This window comes from Paraburkholderia solitsugae (assembly GCF_013177695.1).
In the GTDB taxonomy this organism is placed as follows: Bacteria; Pseudomonadota; Gammaproteobacteria; order Burkholderiales; family Burkholderiaceae; genus Paraburkholderia; species Paraburkholderia solitsugae.
The window spans coordinates 1-21,753 of sequence record NZ_WOEY01000044.1; the positions used below are offsets into that span (position 1 = coordinate 1).

21 protein-coding genes are annotated in these 21,753 nt (G+C 59.5%); 15 read left to right on the plus strand and 6 right to left on the minus strand.

Features of this window, described 5'->3' with window-relative positions:
* The 3 genes from GNZ12_RS11290 to GNZ12_RS11300 all read right to left on the minus strand — a co-directional run.
* The coding region (locus tag GNZ12_RS11290) for an HlyD family secretion protein (protein ID WP_172310414.1) at positions 1–1,061 on the minus strand (1,061 nt) is incomplete at its 3' end.
* Between the two features lie 660 nt (positions 1,062–1,721).
* On the minus strand, positions 1,722–1,919 hold the full coding sequence (locus GNZ12_RS11295) for a thioredoxin domain-containing protein (RefSeq protein ID WP_235993687.1): 198 nt from the start codon (positions 1,917–1,919) through the stop codon (positions 1,722–1,724).
* Between the two features lie 135 nt (positions 1,920–2,054).
* Positions 2,055–4,796: an MGH1-like glycoside hydrolase domain-containing protein gene (locus GNZ12_RS11300; RefSeq protein ID WP_172310415.1), complete on the minus strand. Its 2,742-nt coding sequence runs from the start codon at positions 4,794–4,796 to the stop codon at positions 2,055–2,057.
* A gap of 213 nt (positions 4,797–5,009) precedes the next feature.
* Here GNZ12_RS11300 and GNZ12_RS11305 point away from each other — a divergent pair, with 213 nt between their 5' ends.
* Complete coding sequence (locus GNZ12_RS11305) at positions 5,010–5,957, plus strand: pseudouridine-5'-phosphate glycosidase (protein ID WP_172310416.1); 948 nt, start codon at positions 5,010–5,012, stop codon at positions 5,955–5,957.
* A 90-nt stretch (positions 5,958–6,047) separates the two neighbouring features.
* Here the strand turns inward: GNZ12_RS11305 and GNZ12_RS11310 are convergent, their stop codons facing one another.
* Positions 6,048–6,947, minus strand: coding sequence for an NHL repeat-containing protein (locus GNZ12_RS11310; RefSeq protein WP_172310417.1), 900 nt, complete (start codon positions 6,945–6,947; stop codon positions 6,048–6,050).
* A gap of 242 nt (positions 6,948–7,189) precedes the next feature.
* Here GNZ12_RS11310 and GNZ12_RS11315 point away from each other — a divergent pair, with 242 nt between their 5' ends.
* Together GNZ12_RS11315 and GNZ12_RS11320 are read left to right on the plus strand one after the other, a co-directional pair.
* Positions 7,190–7,726, plus strand: a complete 537-nt coding sequence (locus GNZ12_RS11315) for a carboxymuconolactone decarboxylase family protein (RefSeq protein ID WP_172310418.1) — start codon at positions 7,190–7,192, stop codon at positions 7,724–7,726.
* A 144-nt stretch (positions 7,727–7,870) separates the two neighbouring features.
* Complete coding sequence (locus GNZ12_RS11320) at positions 7,871–8,350, plus strand: DUF417 family protein (protein ID WP_172310419.1); 480 nt, start codon at positions 7,871–7,873, stop codon at positions 8,348–8,350.
* Positions 8,351–8,432: 82 nt separating this feature from the next.
* Here GNZ12_RS11320 and GNZ12_RS11325 read toward each other — a convergent pair whose 3' ends face one another.
* Complete coding sequence (locus tag GNZ12_RS11325) at positions 8,433–9,386, minus strand: cupin domain-containing protein (protein WP_172310475.1); 954 nt, start codon at positions 9,384–9,386, stop codon at positions 8,433–8,435.
* 219 nt (positions 9,387–9,605) lie between these two features.
* Here GNZ12_RS11325 and maiA point away from each other — a divergent pair, with 219 nt between their 5' ends.
* The 5 genes from maiA to GNZ12_RS11350 all read left to right on the plus strand — a co-directional run bounded on the left by maiA (position 9,606) and on the right by GNZ12_RS11350 (position 14,605).
* Positions 9,606–10,250, plus strand: coding sequence for a maleylacetoacetate isomerase (gene maiA / locus GNZ12_RS11330; protein WP_172310420.1), 645 nt, complete (start codon positions 9,606–9,608; stop codon positions 10,248–10,250).
* A gap of 15 nt (positions 10,251–10,265) precedes the next feature.
* The gene (locus GNZ12_RS11335; protein WP_172310421.1) at positions 10,266–11,417 is read left to right on the plus strand and encodes a LysR family transcriptional regulator; all 1,152 of its coding nucleotides are present in this window, start codon (positions 10,266–10,268) and stop codon (positions 11,415–11,417) included.
* Between the two features lie 518 nt (positions 11,418–11,935).
* Entirely contained in the window at positions 11,936–12,679 is a 744-nt protein-coding gene (locus tag GNZ12_RS11340; protein WP_172310422.1) for a dienelactone hydrolase family protein, read from the plus strand.
* 33 nt (positions 12,680–12,712) lie between these two features.
* The gene (locus GNZ12_RS11345; RefSeq protein ID WP_172310423.1) at positions 12,713–13,291 is read left to right on the plus strand and encodes a cupin domain-containing protein; all 579 of its coding nucleotides are present in this window, start codon (positions 12,713–12,715) and stop codon (positions 13,289–13,291) included.
* Between the two features lie 300 nt (positions 13,292–13,591).
* Positions 13,592–14,605: a cupin domain-containing protein gene (locus GNZ12_RS11350; protein ID WP_172310424.1), complete on the plus strand. Its 1,014-nt coding sequence runs from the start codon at positions 13,592–13,594 to the stop codon at positions 14,603–14,605.
* Between the two features lie 121 nt (positions 14,606–14,726).
* On the opposite strand, the gene GNZ12_RS11355 is transcribed toward GNZ12_RS11350, so the two are convergent.
* Positions 14,727–15,641, minus strand: coding sequence for a LysR family transcriptional regulator (locus tag GNZ12_RS11355; RefSeq protein WP_172310425.1), 915 nt, complete (start codon positions 15,639–15,641; stop codon positions 14,727–14,729).
* Positions 15,642–15,748: 107 nt separating this feature from the next.
* Here GNZ12_RS11355 and GNZ12_RS11360 point away from each other — a divergent pair, with 107 nt between their 5' ends.
* From GNZ12_RS11360 to GNZ12_RS11390, 7 genes are read left to right on the plus strand one after another with little or no spacing between them, the layout of a single operon-like run.
* Positions 15,749–16,738 carry a 2Fe-2S iron-sulfur cluster-binding protein gene (locus GNZ12_RS11360; protein ID WP_172310426.1) on the plus strand — a complete coding sequence of 330 codons (990 nt, stop codon included), beginning with the start codon at positions 15,749–15,751 and terminating at the stop codon, positions 16,736–16,738.
* 16 nt (positions 16,739–16,754) lie between these two features.
* Positions 16,755–17,801, plus strand: a complete 1,047-nt coding sequence (gene gtdA, locus GNZ12_RS11365; protein WP_172310427.1) for a gentisate 1,2-dioxygenase — start codon at positions 16,755–16,757, stop codon at positions 17,799–17,801.
* 16 nt (positions 17,802–17,817) lie between these two features.
* The gene (locus tag GNZ12_RS11370; RefSeq protein WP_172310476.1) at positions 17,818–18,534 is read left to right on the plus strand and encodes a fumarylacetoacetate hydrolase family protein; all 717 of its coding nucleotides are present in this window, start codon (positions 17,818–17,820) and stop codon (positions 18,532–18,534) included.
* Positions 18,531–19,793 (plus strand): aromatic ring-hydroxylating dioxygenase subunit alpha, encoded by a 1,263-nt coding sequence (locus GNZ12_RS11375; RefSeq protein ID WP_172310428.1) that lies wholly within the window; start codon positions 18,531–18,533, stop codon positions 19,791–19,793. The genes GNZ12_RS11370 and GNZ12_RS11375 overlap by 4 nt, the downstream gene beginning before the upstream one ends.
* Entirely contained in the window at positions 19,790–20,266 is a 477-nt protein-coding gene (locus GNZ12_RS11380) for an aromatic-ring-hydroxylating dioxygenase subunit beta (protein WP_172310429.1), read from the plus strand. The genes GNZ12_RS11375 and GNZ12_RS11380 overlap by 4 nt, the downstream gene beginning before the upstream one ends.
* A 2-nt stretch (positions 20,267–20,268) precedes the next feature.
* On the plus strand, positions 20,269–20,595 hold the full coding sequence (locus tag GNZ12_RS11385; RefSeq protein ID WP_172310430.1) for a non-heme iron oxygenase ferredoxin subunit: 327 nt from the start codon (positions 20,269–20,271) through the stop codon (positions 20,593–20,595).
* 37 nt (positions 20,596–20,632) lie between these two features.
* Positions 20,633–21,697, plus strand: coding sequence for a maleylacetate reductase (locus GNZ12_RS11390; protein WP_172310431.1), 1,065 nt, complete (start codon positions 20,633–20,635; stop codon positions 21,695–21,697).
* Positions 21,698–21,753: the final 56 nt, after the last annotated feature.

Here is a 21,753-nt window from a genome sequence, read left to right on the forward strand (position 1 = left end):
TGGTCAATGCCATCGACGCGCACCTTCAGACGCGTACCCGGCAACAGGCTGTCGCTGAGACTGCGCGGAAAGACCGCAACGACCTGGGCACGCGAGCAATCGACGGCGCGAATCAGCGTTGATCCGGCGCTGAGTTGCGTGCCCGGTGGGGCGAGCACGTCCTTCACGACACCGTTGGCGTAAGCCTTGATTTCAAAATTCGACATCCGATCGACCCGGTCGCGCTCCTTCGCGATGAGCTGATCGATCGTGCTCTCCGATTGCTGGAGCGCGCTTGCCTGTGCTGTCAACTGGTCCACCGTGTTGCTGAGATCCTCGCGCTCGTGGGCGAGCGTCGACACACCGCTATCCTTGCCGTCGAAGAAAACCTTGTTCTTCGACGCCTGGCTATCCGTTTCGGCGGCTTGCAGCTCTGCCTGTATCTCGGCTTTCGAGTTCTGCAGTTCTGCCAGCTGATATTTCGAGGTGTCGCTGACTGACCCGCTAATTGCACCTGCTGCAGCCAGTGTCGAGTCCCGGTTGGCGATGTCGGTTTGTGCGTCGATCTGCGTTTTCGCGATGGCCAGTCTCGAGCGGATAGCTGAAACGTTGGCGTCATTCATCTTCTGCGTCGCGGCCTGGTACTTGGTCATCTGCTGATCGGCGGTGGCAAGGCGTGTGCGCGATGCGTCAAGCTGTGTACTGACCGCATCGTATTGCTGGGCGAGTTCCACCTTCTTGCTGGTCAGTTCGACGAGCGTCGACCGGTCGGCATTCTGGTTCTGAATATCCGCCAGCACATCGCCGGTACGAAACCGGTCGCCGACGTGCAGCCGCTGGGATATGACCACGCCTTCGATCGGCGTGGTCACGAGGGTTGTGGGTACGTCGACCACGGCCCGCTGCGAGGAACGGAAAAATATGGGCGGCATCACCATCGACAGCAGCGTCCACGCGATGAAGATGACGACGCCGAAACCGGCAAGCCGCGCGAGCGACTGTCCGCCAAACAATCGTGATAGCCCCGGCGGCGCACCTGCGTTGGGGGCGCGCAGATCAGATGTTTGCACCTTGTTAGCCATAAACTCACCTTTTTTCACATTAAGGAGTGCGACTTGATTACGGACGATAAACGGGAATACGCCCCACCCCGCCCGCTGGCTGGATGCCAGCGGGACAGCGCGAGCCTTATGGATCGTCGCGATCCCCTCGGCCTGTTTGTGACTGAATCGATACCCATTGCGGCCTGCTCGCGCGCTCAAGTCCTCGTAGCGGCAGATCCGTAAATTGGCTAGCTGTTGCGATTCAACGCGCTAGAACGTGTGGTTGTCTCGGAGATTGAAGAACGTGCGTCAAACATGGGTGTCCGTCTGGGACACCCCAAATCTAGAGCAAGTCGCTGTGACGAACTCACGCCGTTTGTTACGAAATGCAAATGGCATTCGCCGGCGATAAACGGGGACGGAAAAATCGTCAGACGTTCGCGAGGTTTGGTTACGTCCGGCAATGAATGGCGAGGTTGCGCGCGATTGCAACGCGGACGCAGAGGCTGGAACAAAAAATGGCGCCGGATGTGATGGGTAACTTCCTCTTACACTTAGCCCATCGTTGGCGCTTATGCACCATTTTTGTGCTGCAAGCTTTGAAATCCAACGCTGGCGAATTCGGAAAATATGGCCGCGCAGAATAGCGAATGCGATCGCGGGCGGACACAATGACCGCTGGACCTCGCAAGCCGCCGTTCACGTCGCGCCGATCTGCTGCATCGCTTCGAACAGTTCCCGGCGCGCGTGGGGAACCGGATCCTTGCGTGAAGGATCCCGCCCGCCGCGGTATCGCAACAGCAAGTTGGCGTTGAAGCCGTAGAACTCCGGCGTGCACCCCGCACCGTATCCCCGCGCCACCTGCTGCGTCTCGCCATGCAGATACGGGAAAAGCAACTGCCGCTAAGCCGCGGGCGCGGCAAGGCCGAGTTCGCCTGCGGGAGATTCGGTAGCCATCGATTGCTCCTTGAATCACGGTGTCGAACAATTCATCGTGCCTTGTGCGTCAATAGCCTTTCAGCAGCCGAAACGCTATCGCGCCATGGCTGGTGCGGTGTCTTCAGCCACCGACGCAACATCAGGCGCTACATGGGACAGCTTCATCATGCGCGGCTGGAGCAGCAGCGCGACGAGCCCGCTCCAGCCGGTCTGATGCGAAGCGCCGACCCCGCGTCCATTGTCGCCGTGAAAATACTCATGGAACAGGACGAGACCCTGCGAACGCGGGTCGGCTTGCAGCATCGGATAAGCGGCCATCACGGGCCGCATGCCTTGCGCATCTTTGAGAAAGAGCGTGGTGATTCGCCGTGCAAGGTCGTCGGCAATCTCGCTCAGCGAAACACGGTTGCCCGATCCCGTCGGATATTCGACGCGAAACTCATCGCCGTAGTAGCGATAGAACTCATACAGCGATTCGATCAGCAGGTAGTTGACCGGTATCCAGATCGGCCCGCGCCAGTTCGAATTGCCGCCGAAAACACGCGAGTCCGATTCGGCTGGCTGGTATTGAACGCGGAGGCTCACGCCATCATGGTCGAAGGCGTACGGTGCATCGCGATGCACACGGGAAAGCGCCCGCACGCCGTGCTCGGAGAGAAATTCGTTTTCATCGAGCGCGCGGCGCAACAGCGCTGTCATCCGCTGTCCGCGCAACAGCGACAGCAGCGTGGTGTTACCCGTGCCGGGTTCGGTCCAGCGCGACACTAGCTTTGCTAGATTGGGCCGATGATCGAGAAACCACGCCAGCCGTTCGCGCAATCCCGGCAGATGACCGTACACCCGATCCTCGAGCACGTGAACGGCGAACAGCGGAATCAGTCCGACGATTGAACGAATGCGCATTGGCACACGGGTACCGTCCGGAAGGTGCAGTACGTCGTAGAAGAATTCGTCTTGTCCGTCCCATAACCCTGTTCTGCAGCCTTCGCTGCAACTGACCGCTTCCGCGATATACAGAAAGTGCTCGAAGAACTTCACCGCGATTTCGACGTACGCGTTGTTCGTCATCGCCAGTTCGAGGCCGATTTGCATCAGGTCAAGCGCGTACGAAGCCATCCATGCGGTGCCATCGGCCTGATCGATGCGGCCGCCGGTCGGCAGCGGCGAGGACCGGTCGAAGATGCCGACATTGTCGAGCCCAAGAAAGCCGCCCTGAAAGATGTTGCGGTCATCGGCGTCCTTGCGGTTGACCCACCACGAGAAATTGAGCAGCAGCTTGTGGAACATGACTTCAAGAAACTCATGATCGCCAATGCCCGTCACCTCGCGGTCGAGTTCATACACACGCCATGTTGCCCACGCATGAACAGGCGGATTCGCATCGCCGAACGCCCACTCGTAGGCGGGCAATTGCCCGTTGGGATGCATGTAGCGCTCCTTCACGAGCAGCAGCAATTGCTTCTTCGCGAAGTCGGGATCGATCATGGCGAACGCGACCGCGTGAAACGCGAGGTCCCACGACGCGTACCATGGGTACTCCCACTTGTCGGGCATCGACACGATGTCGCCATTGCACATGTGCCGCCAGTCCGCGTTGCGGCCGCGCCTCCGTGCTCTCGGTGGCTTCGGTTGGCCAGGGTCACCGTCGTGCCAGCGCGTCACGTCGAACTGATAGTACTGCTTCGACCACAGCATGCCGGCGAGCGCCTGACGCTGCACGAGCCTGGCATCGGCGTCAGGGATGTCGTGCTGAAGCGCCGCATAGAATTCGTCGGCCTCCGCTTGCCGGCGAGCGAAGAGCGCTTCCATGTCGAGCGGCACGGCATCCGAAGCCGCAGCCGGAGACGATTCTGGACGCCAGCGCAGATACAGCACCGAGCGCTCATGAGGCGCGAACTGCAGGACCACATGCGCGGCGGCGCGGGTGCCCTTGTCGCGCCGGATTGCCTGCTCGTCGCCGTCAACGAGGTAGTCATTGAAGCCGTCCTTGAACGGCCCCGTTCCTTCGAAGCCGAAAATGCGGCGTACATTTGTTTCGTTTTCGCAGAAGAGCCACTCGATCGGCTGTTGCGCCGACGCCGTCACGATCATCGTGCCGAGCTCGGGATTGCGCGCGACCACGCGCGCGCCTTCCTGTGCAATCGGTTCCAACGTGAGCGACGGCTTGCCGGGCTTGCCCGACCACGCCCATCTGTTGCGCGCCCAGAATTGCGGCAACACATGAAGCGCCGCGCGCTGATCCGCGCGGTTTTCGACACTAACGCGCATCACGATATCGTCGGGCGTATGCTTCGCATACTCGACGCAGACGTCGAAGTAGCGGTTATCGTCGAACACGCCCGTATCGAGGATTTCATATTCCGGCTGATCGGCGCCGCGCCGCAGGTTTTCATCGATCAGATCCTGGTACGGGTACGCGTCGTGAGGATACTTGTACAGCATCTTCATGTACGAATGCGTAGGCGTGCCGTCGAGATAGAAGTAAAGCTCCTTCACGTCCTCGCCGTGATTGCCTTGCGCATTCGTCAACCCGAAGAGCCGTTCCTTGATGATCGGATCGTGCCCGTTCCAGAGCGCGAGCGATACGCACCAGTCGAGCGGGTCGTTGCCGAACCCAGCAATGCCGTCCTCACCCCAGCGGTACATGCGGCTGCGCGCATGATCGTGCGGAAAGTAGTCCCATGCGGTGCCGTATTCGCTGTAGTCTTCGCGAACAGTGCCCCATTGCCGCTCGCTTAGATAAGGCCCCCAGCGGCGCCAGCGGTCGAGATCCGGACCATGGAGACGGGCACCTTCCTTCGACTGGAGCAGATTGATTGCGCGTAGCGGTGGCATGGAACCTCCCGACCCGAAATCGACCATCCAACGCGCTCAGTGCGTGAATGTCGTTCCCTTTCCATCACGAGCGCCGTGTGCGCGATGCACATCAGGCGCTCAACATCCTCTCGACGCTACCTTAATGATAAGCGCCATCGCGCTGCAGCGCACGACCTGTGGCCCCGCTTTGTGTTGCATACTTAAGCGAATCACATCACCGGATACATCGACATGGTTGCGGACCTTGCACACTCGTGGTTGACCCGCAGCGCACCCGTGGCCGCTGCACAGGCCGCCGGCCGCCCGCTTGTGGCGCTGGAATCGACCATCATCGCTCACGGCATGCCCTATCCAGAGAACGTTCGCACTGCGCGCGAAGTGGAGGCCTTGATCCGTGACCTGGGCGCCGAGCCCGCGACTATCGCACTGATCGGCGGGCGAATCCGCATCGGCCTTTCGGACGACGAGCTGGAACTGCTCGGCCGCTCGGACCAGGTACACAAGGTCAGCCGCCGCGACTTGCCGGCCGTGCTGGCCGCCGGCGGGCTTGGCGCCACGACAGTGGCTGGCACGATGATATGTGCCGCCCTGGCCGGCATCGAGGTCTTCGTTACCGGAGGCATTGGCGGCGTGCACCGGGGCGCGCCGGAAACCTTCGACATTTCGGCCGACCTGCAGGAACTGGCAAAGACCTCCGTGGCGGTGGTCTGTGCCGGTGCGAAGTCCATTCTGGACATCGGGCTCACGTTGGAATACCTGGAAACACATGGCGTGCCGGTGCTCAGTTGCGAGCAAGACAATTTCGCTGCGTTTTACACGCGCGACAGCGGCTTTCGCGCGGACTTCAGGCTGGACGACGCGGCGCAGCAGGCACGCTTCATCCGCACCAAGTGGGACTTGGGCCTCGTGGGCGGTGTGGTGTTGAGCACGCCGGTGCCGGAAGCGGCAGCGATGAGCTTCGAAGAGATCGACGCGCTGACTCAGCAGGCGCTCGCCGAGGCCACTGCGAAAGGAATCACCGGCAAGGCCGTGACACCCTTCCTGCTAGCTCGCATCAAGGCACTGACGAGTGGACGCAGCCTGGCGACAAACATTGCGCTCGTGAAACACAATGCCGAGGTGGGGGCAAGGCTGGCGCTGGCGTTGGCACACGCAGGGCGCGGGGCGGGCGCGGCGTAGCCGCCACTTGTCACGCCGAACTAGGCGATCGATCTGAACCGTTATTCCCTTCGCGGCGCGGCCTGTTGACGCCCGTGTCGAATGGACGCGTCAGGCAAAGAAAGCAATTGCCTGACCGTTCAACTTCGGCAAATCAACAATTGGACCCAGGCAGCGTCCGTCGACGAAGTCGAACGCAATGACCGTATCCCGAGCGACGCAAAACAGATGTCCTTCAGGGCCGAAGCGCAGGCCCCGAGGACGATGAAAGCTGATATTCGGATCCGCCCGGAACACACGGACAAGGCTACCGTTTGAACTATCGTATTCGCGGACTGTGCATACCGCGTCCGGCTCGCCGAAGGGGAACTCGCTCGACACAAGCACATTTCCGTTCGGCCCAATCGTGAGATCAAGTGGACTTACTGCGTTATCCGTAATGAATCGTGAAGCAAGCAGCTCACCGTCCGGATTGAAAACGACGAGGTTGTTCTCTCCCTCACCCCCCGGCCCGATGCCGGAAGCGAGGAATAGCTTTCCGTCCGCACCGAAGGCGAATCCGCGAGGATACGGAACCACACCGGTGGGTAGTACGGACTTCGGGGCACCGTCAAGAGATGGAGGGAGCGCAGCAATCGTCCGTGCGCTACGCAACCCGATGTAATAGCGCCCATCGGGCCCAAGGTTGCCACCTCCGGCATTAAGTCCTGAAACGGGGCCCGTGTCGCGCATCACCGTTCCGTTGGTGTCGAGCGCGAGGATGCGGTCGTTTCCGCTATTGACATAGAGATACCGCCGATCCGGACTCACGCTCATGCCGCGAGGGTCGACGATTCGAGGATCGTCGCTGAACGAACCAATGAGGGTGCCGTCGAGGCGGAATGACAGGAGCGCCCCGTAGCCATCCCCATTCGCGCCAGAGGCACTGGTAACCAGAATGCTCATATCGAATCCTGTCAGATAGATCAAATGTAGTGAGACAAAGTCTATCTTCGTCGCGCGGATCGGCATTCCCCGCTCCAGCGCATAAGACTTATTTCAAACAGGAATGACCGTCAGTTGGACTGGCAGACAGGAACCGTGCGCGACGGCGCCAACTCGGACTATCGGACCCCGGGGTCTGTTGAGGCGTACCGACGCGGTGGGATGGAAATGATACTAATGAGCATTTTATCGAGCATTTAAGAGCTTATAAGAATCATCCTCGCGACTTAAAGTGGAGACTCCTACCCACCTGATGAAGGAGCAACACCATGAGCCGTATCACCGTACCCAATGTCGCCTCTGCCACTGGCGCCACCGCCGAAGTCTATGCCCAGGTCAAGAAAGCCGCCGGCAGCATCCCCAACCTGTTCGCCGCAGTGGGCGCGCTGTCTCCTGAAGTGCTCAAGACGTACCTGAGCGCCGAAGGCGTGCTGGCTTCGGGCACGCTGAGCAAGCAGGACCTGGAAACAATCAAGCTGCTGGTCAGCGAACTCACCGGCTGCGACTACTGCGTGGCCGCGCATACGATGCTGGGCAAGATGGCGGGCCTGTCGCCGGAAACGCTCAAGCAGATCCGGGCAGGTCAGCCAACGGGCGACGCGAAGCGCGACGCGCTGGTGCACTTCGTGACGAACCTGCAGCAAACCAGCGGCACGATCGGCGCAGAGGAGTTTGCGGCGATCAAGGCAGCCGGCTATACCGATGGGCAACTAGCAGAAATTGCGTTTGCCATTGCATTGACGGTGTTCACGAACACCTTCAACCGCATCAACGACACCGACGTGGACTTCCCGCCGGTCAAGTAAAGCGCAAAGGTGCAGGCGCGCTTCTCCGGCGCCCGCACCTTTTCCTTGAAACAGTTTGCATGCCTGATTAACCAATGTATGAGATGTGTGGCGAGGCGCCCGGACGAATCGATCGCACACGCTACAGACCGAGGACAAGAGATCATGAAAGCGTATTTCCGAGTGGCTGAAAAGAGCAGCGGCTCTTATTTGCATCTGGCACCGTTGAGGTGGTCGATGGTGGCCATCTTCATCTGGTTTGGGATCCAGAAATTCACGCCTTATGCAGCCGACGCGATCGCGCCATTGATCCAGCACAGCCCGTTCATGAGCTGGTTGGGCGTGTTTGGCGTGAGAGGCGAAGCCCGTGTAGTGGGGACGATAGAACTGGCGACGGCCGCCGCTCTGATCATCGGATCGGCAATTCCGGCGGTATCGGCGTTAGGAGCGGCGATGGCCAGCGCCACCTTCCTGCTGACGACGTCATTCGTTCTCAGCACACCGGGTATCACGCAGATCAGCCCGACAGGCTTCCCCATCATCTCGACGTTGCTGGAACAGTTTCTGTTGAAGGACGTCGTGTTGCTGGCGGCATGCTTAACGCTGCTTCTCGCCTCGTTGACGCCGCGTTCCATGGCTTCGTGAGGGGCTTGTCAGTAGCCGCGTCAAATCAAAGGGTTGGCCTGTTCCCGCGCGTCGGACGAGGCCGAAGGTTCTTCGGCTTCTCTCATTGCAATACACGCGCCGAACGGCGCCAATCCCCCGGCGTCATGCCCATGCGCTGCGTGAAGGCACGCCTGAAGGCCGCAAGGGATTGATAGCCCACGATCTCGGCTACGGCCTCGGTGGATGCCGATGGTTTCTTCAATTCGTTGGCCGCCAGGGTCATTCGGATATCGGTCAGCAAATCACTGGCTGAACGCCCCATCTTGTCCTGAAATTGACGAACCAGCGTCGCACGCGACATATTGCAAAGCTGCGCCAATTCGGGGAGGGTCCACGGGTGCGCCGGCTCATTGAACATGGCCGTCAGTGCGGGTGCGAGGCGTGGATGTGCGGCGAGCGCTAACAGGCCGGAAGGCGCCGCGTTCGACTCGCTGGCCATGCGCAACGTCAGTGCAAAAAGCGCCGCCGACAAGGCGTTGAACATCGCATGGCCGCCCAGGTTGGACGTAGTCGATTCTGCGCGAATCAATCCGACCAGGGTTGCCAACTGGACACTAGTCGCATGCCGCTTTGACGCATCGTCTTGCGCAGATGTTCGCACCACGAGCGTGGCAGGGAAATAGTCACGCATCAAGCGATCGTGTGGGGGCGTGAGCACGAAGCGGCCGCAGAGCATATCGAGGCGTTCGCCGGTTCCGGCGTTTTCACTGAGTTCCACGTTCAAGCTTTCTCGAGTGCGGACCGGCAGGGGCATTGCACCGCTTCCGTCGTGAAGGACATGCTCCGAGCCGTGAGACAACAGCACGATATCACCCGCCGCCAGGTGCTGTGGCGCACCGCTGCCCGGAATTTCCAGTATAGCTGACCCGCCGAGCACGACGTGATAGGGCATCTCTCCGGCATTGGACCGATCATACGCAATACGCCACGGCGCGCCATAGGAGCAGCGGATTTCAAGCTGGCCGCTCACGGGCATCATGACAAGCAGGCGACTTAGCCAATCCAGAGGGGGCATGACGATCCTTGCAACGAGACGAACTGGCATTTTACCGAGCTTGCGGCACGAGCGTGGCAACGCGTTCGATGCCCCAATTCGATATTCATTTTTCGAATAGTAGCGACTAAGTAATTCGCATTGCGTGCTGACGCCTGTGAAAACATACTGACGTTCTGAGATCTGACAACGGTGATCGAACACGGCGGCCAACCTATTCAGTGCATCCCATAGAAACAGATGAAGCTATACAACTACTTCCGCAGCACATCCTCATATCGCGTGCGAATCGCGTGCAACCTGAAGGGATTGCCCTATGAATATATGCCGGTCCATCTCAACCGGAATGGCGGCGAACAGTTTGCGGCAGATTTTTCGTCGCTCAATCCGCAGCAACTGGTACCCCTGCTAATCGATGGCACATCGCTGATCTCACAATCACTGGCGATCATCGAATACCTGGAGGAGTGCTATCCGGATGTTGCGTTGTTACCCGCGGCGAGCATTGACAGGGTCCGGGTGCGACAACTTTCGCAATACATCGCTTGCGAAATGCATCCGCTGAACAATCTTCGTGTCCTGAAGTACCTGACGGGGCCGCTTCAACTGTCCATCGAGCAGAAGCAGGCATGGACTGTCCATTGGCTCAGGACAGGGCTCGAAGCGCTCGAGCGCGAACTCGATGGTAGCGCTACGCGTGGAAAATTCTGCTTCGGCAGTACGCCCACAATGGCAGACTGCTGCCTGGTACCGCAGTTGTATAGCGCACGACGCTTCGGCGTCGACGTTGATGCCTATCCTGCGTTACGGGCGATTGACGCTGAATGTCAAAGGCTTGATGCGTTCCAGGCGGCGCATCCGGACCGGCAACCCGATGCGGAGTAAGCGCTGCGTCCGCCTGTGATCAGTGACTGGCCTGCGCAGCGCGGGTCAGCGATTGAGGTCTGGTGCATATCTGGAAGGGAATGCAAAGTCAATTTTCCCTGCGTGCTGGCGAAGCGGGCGACGCTTGCCTGGCATCGAAGCGCGGCCCCCGCAGTCGTTGCAGCTTTTCGCGTTCTGTTGGAAGTGGCATACTATTATGATGATAACTGCCCCATTCAGATCATGAATAAGCAGTCGCTTGATTTGAATCTACTTCGTGTCTTTCGCGCAGTATGGGAGCGGCGTAATGTCTCACGTGCCGCAGAGGACCTGGGCGTATCCCAGCCGACGGTGAGCCATGCTCTGCGAGAAATTCGTGAGCATTTCAACGATCGCATCTTTGTACGAGTACCTGGCGGGGTTATGCCGACTCCGCTGGCGGAAATCATCGCGCGTCGCATCAGTCAGGCGCTTGCGCTACTCGAACAGGGGCTAGACATCCGCGGCGATTTTGACCCTTCGTCAAGTCGTCGAGAATTTACAATCATCATGACCGACGTTGCAGAAGCCATCATCCTGCCGCGCATCATCGGTGTTTGCCGGGAGAGCGCGCCCGCCGTTTCGTTTCGCGCGATACAGTTGCCCACGGAATCGGTCGTGGCCGCATTGCGCGATGGGGGCGCGGACATCGCGATTGGTTTCAATCCTGCACTGCGCGCCAGCCTTCTTCGCAAATCCCTCTTCCGAAGCGAGTACGTCTGCATCGCAAGTTCGACTCATCCACGAATCAAGAATGTGCTCCGTTCCGAAGACTTCATGAATGAGCGCCATGCAGTCGCGCAATCCCAGGGAACCGGACATCACGCGGTGGAAGCGGCGTTGCAGCGGATGGGCTTGCTCGACTCCATTGGCGCTCGTGTCCCCCACTTCATGTCGCTGCCGACCATCGTGGCAGCAAGTGACATGATTGCGACCATCCCGCAACCATTGGCAGAACTGATGCTGCCCGTTGCCCCGGTGAGAATTTATTCGGTTCCCATTCGATTGCCCAAACTCTTGATCGAGCAGTTCTGGCACGAACGTTATCACGACGACGCCGCGTCTCGCTGGCTGAGAAATCTTCTTCCCCGCGCCATGCAACAGGTGTTTGCGAGTGGACCGCCAGGCTTTCGTCGCGAGGCCGACTAGCTGGCAGTCCGACTGATCGTACGCAGTTCCCGAGTGCGCGCTCCGGTGTGCGCCACGGCGATTGAACGATAGGGATATGGTATCCGGACGACTCTACATTTTTTCGCTTAAATACTAAGTATTGCGAAGTATTGCATTGGCCAAACTATGCATGCCGAATGTTGAAAGGCTTCGCAACTGCGGCCTCCGTGCCTGCCTGCTGAAAACCCACGAAATGCTGTTCGATGCGCATCACCACGCGTTCAGCGCGTGAGGCGATGTTCCACGCCGCGGCATATACGACAACATGAATACGCACAGGGCGGGCCGTGCGATCGTCGTACCGGATCGTTTTTCCAATCCTATCGGATCCTTGTGGTGTGTACCTGCCGCAGTGAAATGATGAACGCCGCAGTATCGGTTCTAAAGACGTCGAACGATTATTCGGCTTGCAAATAGTGAGAACAAAACTATCGGCATTGCGCCACCAGACTGCTGCGATGACACTTCAGGTTAACGAAATAAGGATAGGTATCTCCATGAACAGCAGCGATATTGAGCAGCTCTCGTTTCCAGGTGGCGCATCGTGCCGCCTTCTGCGGCCAGTCCATGGCACGCAGGCTATACCGGCGCTCGTTGTGATGCTAGCGGCAATCGCCGGCGTCAACGACTACGTCATCACCCGGGCGAGAAATCTGTGCGCAGACGGCTACACCGTCGCGGTGCTCGACTACTTTGGACGGGAAGGCGCGGTCCCGGACATTTCCACGCCGAAGCTGATTGGCGAGGCTGTTGCCGCGCTGGACGATCGGCGTGTGCTCGCGGATCTGGAAGAAATCCTGGCGTGGGCGCGTAACGCGGGCTTCCCGCTTTCGAAAGTGGGCCTGCTCGGTTTTTGCATCGGCGGAACTTATGCCGCGCTGGCGAGTGCGCAACATGCGGTCGGTTGCGCGGTCGACTACTACGGTCAGCTTAACTATGCATCGCGTACCGAGCGCAAGCCCATGGCACCGGTTGATGTCGCCGAGTCCCTGAAGGCGCCGTTGCTGTGCCACTACGGCGACTGGGACCGCCTGGTCAGCCGTGAGGAAATTGACGGATTTACTAGCCGGCTGCGCACGGCGCAGAAGCCATACGAGCTTTTCATCTACGGCGGCGCGCCACACGCGTTCGACGAGTGGTTCCGGCCAGCGGTTTTTCGGCCGGCTGCGTCGAACGCGGCCTGGCAGCGCACGCGAACTTTCCTGAATTGGCATCTGCGCGGACACGTCGGCGCGCACTAACCAATAACGTTCATTCTATTTAAGGAGACAAGTATGAGCGAGGACAACGCAGTCAAACACGAAACGTCGCCGGTGACGGAAGTCGTCGACCGGACCGAGTGGGCCCAGATGATGACGGACGACGAGTACTATCCGTTCCTCATCAAGAAGAACCTGCGTCCCGCCATCTGGCGCTGGCAGGATGTGGTGGGGCGGCTAGAGGTGGTGATGAAAGACCCGCTGCGCAACGCGGATCGCCGCTTCATTGCGCTGGTCCATGGCGATACCGGCGAAGCGGGTGGCGTGTTCCCGTCCATCTTTCTAGGCATTCAGGCGATCAACCCGGGCGAGCACATCGTCGCGCACCGTCACAACTCGTACGCGCTGTACCACATCATGCAGGGCGAAGGTTACTCTGTCCTGGACGGTAAGCGTTTTGACTGGAAGCGCGGCGACACGTTCGCCTGCCCGCCGATGGCCAGCCACGAGCACATCAACACCGGCACTGAGCCCGCGATCCAATACGTGATCCAGGACATGCCCGCACGCGCAATGGAACGGAACCTGATCTGGGAAGAGCCGATGGGCCACGTCTTCCACGCGGTGGAGGGAAATCGCCCGCATCAGCCGTGACGTGATGGCACCTCTTTGGAGGTGCCATCAGACTGCTGACGAACCCCACGGACCGCATTGACGCCGGGTACGCTCAGCCCGGCGATTGCAGTGCAACCTTTTGCGCATCCTTCACCGTAGAGTTCGCGTAGCTGGGCCGGCGTTATTTTTTTCCCGGAAACCGAAAGCGTGTGCTGTGCGATAGGAAACGAACCCAAAAAAGAGACGGAGATGACCATGGAACTTGATCACGCTGGCGCGCGCGCCCAACTCTCGAGCGATGCATCCGCGCTCAATCTGGTGGAGTTCTGGGAACAGCGTATGGAGATCGAAATTGAGGAACCGCGGCTGAGAGCGGTGCCATATCACTGGAAGTGGTCCGACATCCAGCCGCGGCTCGCGATGGCCGCCAAGACTGTGCCAATCGAGGAGTGCGAGCGGCGGGCGCTGGTGTTCTCCAATCCCGGGCTGTCTGGCAAGCCCTACATCACGCAGACGATATTTGCGGCCTATTCGCTGTACAACCCGGGGGAACAGGCGCCGGTCCATCGTCACACGCCGAATGCGAGCCGCTTCGTGCTGGAAGGCAATGGCGGGTTTACCGTGGTGAATGGCGAGAAGATCCAGATGTCGCGCGGAGATCTCGTGCTGACGCCCAACGGCTGCTGGCACGATCACGGAAACGAAGGGACGGAACCGGTTATCTGGGTTGACGTTCTCGATGTTCCGCTAGCCGAGTCGCTCAATGCAACGATGTTCGAGTTCGACTACGTCGAAGATGAGCAGCGCAGGACGATCCAGTCTATCGCCGCACCGTCGGGGCATTCCACGAATCTGTACTCGCGCGGGGGGCTTACACCGACCTTCGTTGATCACCGCAGGGGCCGCGTCGATCACTCCCCGATGTTCGTCTATCGATGGAAGGACACGCGGGCAGCGCTTGACGCCATGTCCAGTCTGCCTGGCAGTCCATATGACGCGATTACGGTCGAATACACAAACCCGGTTAGCGGCGGGCCTGTGATGCAAACCATGTCTTATAAAAGCACGTTACTGCGCGCAGGCGAACGGACGTTGCCACAAAGGCGCACCTCGTCCTCAGTGTTCGTCGTGTTGGAAGGCACCGGAAAAATAGAAATCAACGGGAAAACATTCGAGTGGAAACCCAACGATGTCTTCTGCGCGCCCCCGTGGTCGTGGTATCAGCTTGAGTCGACCGGCGGCGAGGCGGTGCTCTATTCGGTGACTGACGAGCCCGCCCTCAAGAAACTCGGCTTTATGCGCAAACAGGCGCGTAACGACGACGGAACCATTTTTGAATTGGAGGCAGCATGACCTCAGCACAATTCCCGTCCGGTTGGCAGACGGTTTCTCAGCAAGAAAACATCGAAGCGTTTTGCGTGGGTCTCGCCCAAGGCGAGAGCGATGCGCCGCGCGGCACCATTCTGCTGCTTCCTCACCCACGCCCGGCATCCGAGAACGTATCGGCAATCAGATTGCGAAACCATTGGTTGCCCGGCTCCTTGTGGACTTTCGCATGCCAGAAGATGTTGATGCCGATCTTTGGCAATTCGACTGGATGCTTGACGTACGCGAGCTTGAATGGCACGAGACACTCCATTGCGTAACGCTCCGGAACCGTGGCGATCATATCCGTATTCGAAAGGATATGCCCGACAGCGACAAAATGTGGCACGGTAAGCCGGACGTTTCTGCGAATGCCTTTTCGCTCGATTATTTCGTCCGCTTTCGCATGCCCGGTTCCCGGGGAAACGACAACGACGTGGTCGGCTTCGGTGAATTGTTTGAGGGAAATCTTTTTCCCCTGAAGCGGATGACCCTGGCGAAACATGCATACATAAGCCTGCTGGAACAGGCTGCGCTGCAAGAATCCAGCCTTCAGTTGCGGCAGCAAACCCATTGCAAGATCGATCTGTCCTGCTTCCATCGCGTCCCTTAGATTCACCGCGGTGTTGCGCAGCGTGCTCACGGAGACATGGGGGGCAACGTGCGCCAGCTTGTCCATTAGCTTGGGTAAAAAATAGATTTCCCCCACATCGACCATGCCGATGGTGAATCTTCGTGTGCTCGTAGCGGGGGAGAACTCGGTTTGCTGGTTCAACGAGCTTCGAATCATGCTTAACGCGGAGCTGATTGGCTCTGCAAGCTGACTTGCGTAGAGGGTCGGTTCCATCCCCTTCGATGTGCGAATGAAAAGCTCATCCTGAAGAAGTTTGCGTAACCGGCTAAGCGCGTTGCTCACGGACGGCTGCGTCAAACCAAGCTTGTCAGCCACCTTGGCTACACGACGTTCGATGAGCAGTTCGTTGAAAACGACCAGCAGGTTCAGGTCAATGTCGTTCAGTTCCATGATCTCATTCACGCGGTAAATGTTGATAATTCACGATATTGCATTTACGAATGTTAGAGCCGTTCATAGAATTGGTCCATGAAAGATTTTCGAGTAGAGCAAATCTCATGAATCTAGTTGTCCGTCCGCTCAATCGCACGCTGGCTGTATCGCCGGGCGCCAATCTGCTGGAGGTGCTGCGCGAGCACAACGTGCCGATTTCGTATAGCTGCACGGCTGGCCGATGTGGCACGTGCCGCTGTAAGGTCACCCGCGGCCACCTTCTCGAGTCGCGCTCAGAGAGACAGACCACCCGCGTAAAAGAGGGCCAATACGCGCTGGCCTGCATGAGCGCATTGACGGAAAGCTGCGAGATCGAGGTGCCGGAACCGGATGAAGTCGTCATTCATCCAGCGAGGGTGCTGAAAGCCACTGTCGTGGCGATCGAGGACATGACGCACGACATCAAGCGGATCGTGCTTCGACCCGCCAAGCCGTTGTCGTTCTCACCCGGGCAATACGCGCAAGTCCAGTTCACGCCGAACCACATCCGACCGTACTCGATGGCAGGTCTTACGTCAGACGAAGAACTGGAATTCCACGTGCGTCTGGTTCCTGGTGGCCGAGTATCGGGCTACATCAGCGCTGAGCTCGCCGTCGGTCATTCGGTGCGCGTGAGCGGACCGCTCGGCACGGCATATCTACGCGAAAAACATACCGGGCCGATGCTGTGCGTCGCGGGCGGGACCGGTCTCGCACCGATCTTGTCAATCGTTCGCGGCGCCGTGCGGGCTGGCATGGCCAATCCCGTTCATCTGTACTTCGGCGTGAGGTCCCCACTTGATGTCTATGGGGAGAACTGGCTGGAGGACCTGGCGCGTGAGCATCCGAACCTGTCGGTTCAGGTGATCCCGGCCTCGGATACGACGGGACGGTCCGCGCGTACCGGCCTCGTCACCGATGTCATAGCCAGTGATTGGGGCGACAGCCTGAAAGACTTTCGCGCCTACCTCTGCGGCTCGCCTCCGATGGTTGAGGCGGCCTCATCTCTTCTTAAACAGCGCGGGATACCGCTTGAGCATATCTACGCCGACGCCTTTTACGCGAGCGGCCGGTAAATAGGAGACAACCACTATGCAAAGTCACACCGTTGAACCAGAGCAAGCGCAGGCGAGGCGCGAGTACTACGACCGCATCAGTCAACAGAACCTGACTCCGTTGTGGGAAGTGCTTGGCCGGCTGGTCACGCCGACGCCGGCCTCTCCCGCCGTAGCGGCCCTGTGGCGCTACGCGGAGATTCGCGAGCCCCTCATGGAAGCAGGGCGCCTCATCACGGCAGCCGAGGCTGAACGCCGCGTACTGGTCCTGGAGAACCCGGCGCTGCGTGGGCGTTCGGCCATCACGCAAACCCTGTATGCGGGCCTGCAACTGGTCTTGCCCGGCGAGGTGGCGGCCGCGCACCGCCACACGCAGTCGGCGCTGAGGCTTCTGCTTGAGGGCGATGCCGCTTATACGGCGGTCGATGGAGAGCGCACCACGATGCGCCGAGGGGACTTCATCCTTACCCCTTCCTGGACATGGCACGACCACGGAAATCCTGGCACTCAACCGGCCATTTGGCTCGATGGGCTCGACGTGCCCCTGGTGCAATTCCTTGATGCCAGCTTTTCGGAGCGGTCGAGCGTGGCTACCCAACTGCCCGTCAGGCCGGAAGGGGACAGCTTGAAGCGATACGGCGCGAACATGCTGCCTGTCGACCACAAAGTCACCGGCGTCTCACCGAGCCCTGTGTTCGTCTATCCCTACGAACGTACCAGGGAATCGCTGCTAGGGATTGCTCAAGGGGAACCGGACAAACATCTCGGCTTCAAGCTGCGTTATGTGAACCCTGCCACCGGCGGATCACCGATGCCGACGATCGGGGCCTATGCGCAGAGGCTCCCCCGCGGTTTCGAGACCCGGGCTTACCGATGCACGGACGGTGCCGTCTACGTCTGTCTGGAAGGTTCCGGTCACGCGGAAATTAACGGGACCACGCACAGCTTTGGCCCCAATGACATCTTTATCGTTCCTTCCTGGAATGAGCTGCGCATCCATGCAACAACAGACACGCACCTGTTCAGTTTCAGCGATCGTCCGGTCCATCAAGCGCTCGGCCTTTGGCGCGAGTCGCGGGAGTAAAGAAATGACAAACCACATTGAATTCGCAGTTTCACCTTCACCCGTTTACTTGCTGACCGTACAGGGAAGCGAGAAGCGTTTTCCGGTCAATCGCATCTTTTGCGTCGGACGTAACTATGCGGCCCACGCGCGCGAGATGGGCAAGGATCCGGACCGGGATCCGCCGTTCTTCTTCATGAAGCCGGCCAGCGCCATCGTGGACGCCTCGGCTCCCGTGTCGGTTCCCTATCCGTCGATGACCTCGAACTACCAGTACGAGATCGAACTTGTGGTTGCGATTGGCAAGGGCGGCTTTGAAATTCCGGCGAGCGACGCGCTCGATCACGTGTTCGGTTACGCCGTTGGACTGGACATGACGCGTCGTGACCTGCAGCTTGCGGCTCGCGACGCAGGCCGGCCATGGGAGTTTGGAAAGAGCTTCAGTGAGTCGGCTCCGATTGGGGCTTTGCACCGCGTCGAGGAAACCGGGCATGTGAAATCGGCGGCGATTGAGTTGACGGTCAACGGTGCGACCAAGCAGGCATCCGATGTGGCAAAGCTCATCTGGTCGACCGCAGAGTGCATCGCGCACCTGTCGCTCTACGAAACGCTGCGCCCTGGCGATGTGATCATGACGGGAACACCGGAAGGCGTCGGTCCCGTGGTGGCTGGAGATGTGATGCGCGGCCGCATCGATGGACTCTCGGAAGTAACCGTGACCGTGATCCAGCAGACGATGGAGGTAACGCCATGACATCCACCGTATTCCCCCAGACCATCAAGTGGGCAGACGAGGGTACCAGTCGTATCCCGTTCATGGCGTACACCGATGAGTTGATCTACAAGAAAGAGCTGGAGCGGTTCTTCTATCGCAACCATTGGTGCTACGTCGGGCTTGAAGCCGAGATTCCGAACCCTGGTGACTTCACCCGCACCGTAATTGGTGAGCGGTCCGTCATCATGGTCCGCGGCGCCGATGGCAATGTCAACGTCATCGAGAATGCGTGTGCTCATCGCGGTATGGCGTTTTGCAGAGAGCGTCACGGGAACAAGAAGGAGGGGTTCACCTGTCCGTATCACCAATGGAATTACACGTTGGAGGGTGATCTGCAGGGCGTTCCGTTTCGCCGGGGTGTAAAGCAGGACGGTAAGGTGCACGGCGGCATGCCACCTGACTTCAAGTTGCAGGACAACGGCTTGACGAAGCTGAAGGTCGCAACGCGGGGCGGCGTCGTTTTTGCCTCGTTTGACCATGGGATCGAGTCGTTCGAGAATTTTCTCGGCCCGACGATCTTGCAGTGTTTCGACAGGACGTTCGACGGCCGGAAGCTGAAGATTCTCGGCTACAACCGGCAGCGCATTCCAGGCAACTGGAAGCTGATGCAGGAGAACATCAAGGACTCCTACCACCCTGGTCTTCTGCATACGTGGTTCGTGACCTTCGGACTCTGGCGTGCCGACAACCGGTCCGCGCTGAAGATGGACGTACACAACCGGCATGCAGCCATGATCTCGACGCGGGGCAACTCGCTGAAGGCGTCGGAGGTATCGCAGGTCGCTCGCTTCAAGGAGGACATGCACCTCAATGACCCGCGTTTTCTCGATATCGTGACGGAGCCCTGGTGGGGCGGCCCGACCGCGGTCATGACGACGATCTTCCCGAGTGTCATCCTCCAGCAGTCGGTCAACAGCGTCTCGACGCGGCAAATTCAGCCCAACGGACACGGCTCCTTCGATTTCTTCTGGACGCACTTCGCGTTTGAGGACGATTCCGAGGAGATGATCCAGCGACGGTTGAGACAGGCCAACCTGTTCGGCCCGGCGGGCTTCGTCTCGGCCGACGATGGCGAGGTGATCGAATTCTCCCAGTCGTCGTTCGAAAGCCGGCCGTTTCATCGGGCACTGGCCGAGCTGGGTGGGCATGAGGTGGGCGATACCGATCACATGGTGAGCGATACGCTCATCCGGGGCATGTACCGCTACTGGCGCGAAGTCATGGAGGCCCCGGAATGATGGAGAACCTGAAAGACTGGATGGCGCTGACGCAGTTGTACGCGGACTACGCGAGTGCGGTGGACTCCGGCAACTGGAGCCTGTGGCCGGAGTTTTTCACGGAGCAGTGCGTCTACCGCCTGCAGCCCCGGGAAAACTTCGAGCGCGGATTTCCACTGGCAACGCTTTCGTTCGAAAGCAAGGGGATGCTCGAGGATCGCATCTATGGCGTAGAGGAGACGCTGTTCCACGACCCGTACTATCAGCGGCACATTGTGGGCGCGCCGCTGGTGCACAAGGTCGAGGACGGTCGCATCTACAGCGAAGCCAACTACGTCGTGATCCGCACGAAGCTGAACCAGCTGTCGACCTTGTTCAATGCGGGTCGTTACATCGACGAAATCGTTGCGACGCCCGATGGCCTGAAGTTTGCCTCGCGTCTGGCGATCTACGACAGCGAAATGATTCCGAACTCCATCATCTACCCAATCTGATTATGAATACCGATACGACTTCTTCGTGGCAGGACGCCATCGCGGTCGATGACGTGCCCGCCGATGACGTGGTGGGGGTAATCGTTGCCGGAAAGGACCTCGCCATCTACAGCGTGGATGGCGACGTCTTCGCCTCCGACAACCTGTGTACCCACGGCCATGCCCGGCTTTGTGACGGGTTTCTTGAAGGTCACGAAATCGAATGTCCGTTGCACCAGGGGAAATTCGACGTTCGCTCAGGCGAGCCGACCTGTGCCCCGGTAACCCAGGCCATCCGGATCTATCCCGTCAAGATCGAGGGTGGACGCGTCTACGTCGACTTCGATTGACCAGGCGCGCCACCACAACGTACAGAAGGGCGTTTCAATGAAGACCGTTTTTGATTTCTTCTGCCACTCCCCGACAGTCCTGTTCGGGGCTGGCCGTTTCGCTGATCTCCCCGTCCGACTGGAGCAGCTGGGAAAATCGCGCGTCCTGCTCATCACGACGACGGGGGGCGCCCGCCGTTATCGGGCGGTCGCCGATGTCCTCGCGTCGCAGCTTGCCGCCTCGTTCGATGGTGCCGTAGCGCATTGCCCTATCGAGATCGCACACGCCGCACTCAAGACATTCCGCACGCGTGAATGTGATGTCGTCGTCACCGTCGGCGGGGGCTCGACGATCGGGCTCGGCAAATATATTGCCGTCGAAACTGGCGCGCCTCACATCACGCTGCCGACCACACTCTCGGGGTCGGAAATGACGCCACTCTTTGGCGTTCTCGTCGATGGAGAAAAGCGCAGCCGGCGTGAGCCCAATGCGCTCGCCAACACCGTCATTGTCGATCCGGCACTCGCGCAATCTTTGCCGATCCGGGAGACAGCGACCACCGGCATGAACGCGCTCGCGCATTGCATCGAGGCGCTGTATGTCCCGAAGAGCAATCCGTTGACAAGCCAGCTCGCGCTGACCGGCATCGACATGCTCTACCGTGCGTTGAAGAAACTGGCGGACGAACCCACCGACCTGGAAGCACGGACCCAGGCCGCTTATGGCGCAACGATTGGCGGCTTGATGATCAATTCGGTCGGCATCGGCATGCATCACCGGATCTGTCACATACTGGGTGGGCGCTTCAAGGTGCCCCACGGCGAGTCCAACTGTGTCGTGCTGCCGCACGTGCTGGCTTATAACGCGCCGGCGATACCGGAGGCATGCGCGACGATGGAATCGGTGATGGGCGCGCATCCCGCGGTGGCGCTGCAGCGACTCGTACGCGATCTGGGGGCGCCGGTCTCGCTGCGTGAACTAGACGTTCCGGCAGACAGCATCGCCGCCATCGCCGATGAATCTTTCCGCCACATCGATCACAACCCCCTGCCTGTTGACGAGGCAGCCGTGCTCAAGTTGCTGCAAGCAGCATGGGCTGGACAGGAGCCGTCGGTGAGGTAAGCGTGGCAGGGGGCATCGCACTCTCCATCCGACGCTAGCGGTTTTGCCTTGAGGCC